This is a genomic window from Rhizobium sp. PP-F2F-G48 (genome assembly GCF_004342335.1).
In the GTDB taxonomy this organism is placed as follows: domain Bacteria; phylum Pseudomonadota; class Alphaproteobacteria; order Rhizobiales; family Rhizobiaceae; genus Ferranicluibacter.
The window spans coordinates 1-2,402 of sequence record NZ_SLVH01000030.1 but is presented as its reverse complement, the minus strand read 5'-3'; the positions used below and the strand labels follow the sequence as shown (position 1 = coordinate 2,402).

Annotated in this window: 3 protein-coding genes and 1 pseudogene; all 4 read right to left on the bottom strand. The window is 62.3% G+C overall.

Annotated elements, in window-relative coordinates:
• Positions 1 to 1,531 (bottom strand): IS66 family transposase (locus C8J36_RS24655; RefSeq protein WP_132537887.1); only part of this gene is annotated, 1,531 nt, incomplete at its 3' end.
• Between the two features lie 59 nt (positions 1,532 to 1,590).
• The gene (gene tnpB, locus C8J36_RS24650; RefSeq protein ID WP_062594513.1) at positions 1,591 to 1,941 is read right to left on the bottom strand and encodes an IS66 family insertion sequence element accessory protein TnpB; all 351 of its coding nucleotides are present in this window, start codon (positions 1,939 to 1,941) and stop codon (positions 1,591 to 1,593) included.
• Entirely contained in the window at positions 1,938 to 2,072 is a 135-nt protein-coding gene (locus C8J36_RS25690) for a hypothetical protein (protein ID WP_062594514.1), read from the bottom strand. The genes tnpB and C8J36_RS25690 overlap by 4 nt, the downstream gene beginning before the upstream one ends.
• Before the next feature lie 84 nt (positions 2,073 to 2,156).
• Positions 2,157 to 2,342, bottom strand: a pseudogene (locus C8J36_RS25590) (transposase); the annotation flags it as partial.
• Positions 2,343 to 2,402: the final 60 nt, after the last annotated feature.

Below are 2,402 nucleotides of genomic sequence, written 5' to 3'. Positions count from 1 at the left end.
GCCAAGCCTGCGGATCGATGTCGTTCATCTTGGCGGTGACGATCAGAGAATACATGAAGGCGGCACGCTCGCCTCCGCGCTGGGAGCCGGCGAATAGCCAGGATTTTCTTCCGAGAGCGATCCCGCGCAGGGCCCGCTCGGCCGCATTGTTGGTCAGACATAGCCTGCCGTCATCGAGGAACCGGGTGAAGGCCTCCCAGCGTCCCTCCTTCTCGAACATGTAGTTGATCGCCTTGGCGACGGGATTGTGCTTCGACATCTGGGAACGCTGGGCCATGAGCCAGTCGTGCAGTTCCTCGGCGATCGGACGCGCATGCTGCCGCCTCGCTACCAGTCTCTCTTCGTCGGACTTCCCGTTTATGCCCCGCTCGATGTCGAAGAGCGCGTCAATGCGGGCAACGGCCTCAAGCGCGACAGGCGATATCTCGTGGGCAGGTTTGCCATTGCGCACATTGCCGGCGATATCGGCCAGTTCGAAGAACTTGCGCCGTGCATGGCTCCAGCAGAGCGCGCTCTTGACCGGTTCGGGGCGGCGATCCGCACGATAGAGATCGTTGTAGCCGCCGTATGCATCGGCTTGAAGGGTGCCATGCCACCCGGCGAGATGCCGATTGGGATGGGTCTTCTCGCGATCGGGTGAGAAGTAGAAGAGCGCTGCGGGCGGTGCGCCGCCCGCAAACGGACGATCATCGCGCACGTAGGTCCATAACCTTGCCTGCCGTGTTGCGCCCCTGGCGAGGAGTGGCACGGTGGTGTCGTCACCATGCAGCCGTTCGGCTGCCAGTACATGGGCGCGGATCAGGTCATGGATCGGCTGCAGGGCAGTCGCGCAGGCTCCGACCTGGTCGGCCAACGTGGAGAGGCTGAGATCGACGCCTTCCCTGGCGTAGCGCTCGGCTTGGCGATTCAATGGCTGATGCTGGCCGAACTTCTCGAACAGGATCGTAGCGAGCAAGTTGGGACCTGCCCATCCCCGCGGTGTCGCATGGAACGGGGCCGGTGACTGGCTGATCTTCTCGCAATCCCGGCAGGTGAACTTCTCTCGCACCGTCTGGATCACTTTCCACTGCCGCGGGATCGCCTCCAGCGTCTCAGTGATGTCTTCGCCCATCTTCACGATCCTGGTCGAGCCGCAGCAGGTGCAGGTCGACGGAGCTTCGATGATCAGGCGCTCACGTGGCAGGTGCTCGGGAAACGGCTTACGGGCCGGCCGGCGGCGTTCGAAGGCGGAGACATTTGTGATCTTCGCTGCCACGCGTTCAGCCGCGATCTCGTCTTCGGTGGCGTCGGCTTCGAGTTCTTCGAGCTGCAGTTCCATCTGGTCGATCAGCCGGGCGCGCCGTTCCGAGCTCTGGCCATACTGCTCACGGCGCAGCTTTGCGATCTCGAGCTTGAGGTGCCGGATCATCGCCTCCGACGTCGTCACGACGGCGCGCACCTGCGCGAGATCGGCCTCGGCGGAGGCGGCACGCGCTTCCGATACCGCAAGCGCGGCGCGCAATCTGGCTATCTCCCAAGCAGCATCATCCATGGCCGAAAGCTACCATGGAACCACAGAAAGCCCAACAAAAACAGTGGAACGGTTGGCGACTATCCTGCCGTTGCAGGTCGCTGCGTCCAGCGTGGATTGCGCCAGTCGATCCCTTCCAGAAGATAGCCGAGTTGCGCCGCCGACACTGGCACGGCGGAGCTATTCTGGCTGACCGGCCAGATGAACTTTCCGGCCTCAAGCCGCTTCAGGTAAAGCGACATGCCGATCCCGTCGTGCCACAAAACCTTGATCAGATCACCCTTGCGACCCCGGAAGCAGAAGACCTCACCGCCATGAGGATCGCGGCCAAGACCCTGTTGCACCTTCAGCGCCAGGCTGTTCATGCCGCAACGCATGTCCGTCACGCCGCCCGCGATCCAGACCTTCACCCCGGCCGGAAAGGCGATCATGACGCATCCAGGACCGGCAAAAGGCCGGCAAGGATGTTCGGATCAAGCGAGGCCGGGATCGTCAGGCGACGACCGTTCGGCAGGCCGATCTCGATCGTCTTGTCGCCGTCCGACCGGAGCGGACCGGCCATCTCGGAAGATGCCGGTGGCGGCAAAATCGAAAGCGGCACGAAGCTTGTTGATGCGGTAACGCTCAGATGCCCGCTCCGGTATTCCCGACGCCAACGGGTCAACAACGACCGAGACAATCCATATCGCCGCGCCGTCACTGAACCCTGCCGAAAGCCTTGCAAGCTCTCTTCGACGATCCGAACCTTCTCTTCGTCCGACCAATCCCGTCGACGGCCAAGATCGTCCGCGGAAAAGACCTCAATAGGGGAAATGATTGTAGCGCATGACATAAGGCATGGACATAAAGCCAATCACCAAATCAGGGCAGACGGCCTTCGGCGGAGGCATAC

What these genes read in the sequence shown, in the direction of transcription:
- tnpB (WP_062594513.1), bottom strand. Translation starts at nt 1,941, where the DNA reads ATGATCGCCTTTCCGGCCGGGGTGAAGGTCTGGATCGCGGGCGGCGTG.
- C8J36_RS25690 (WP_062594514.1), bottom strand. Translation starts at nt 2,072, where the DNA reads ATGGCCGGTCCGCTCCGGTCGGACGGCGACAAGACGATCGAGATCGGC.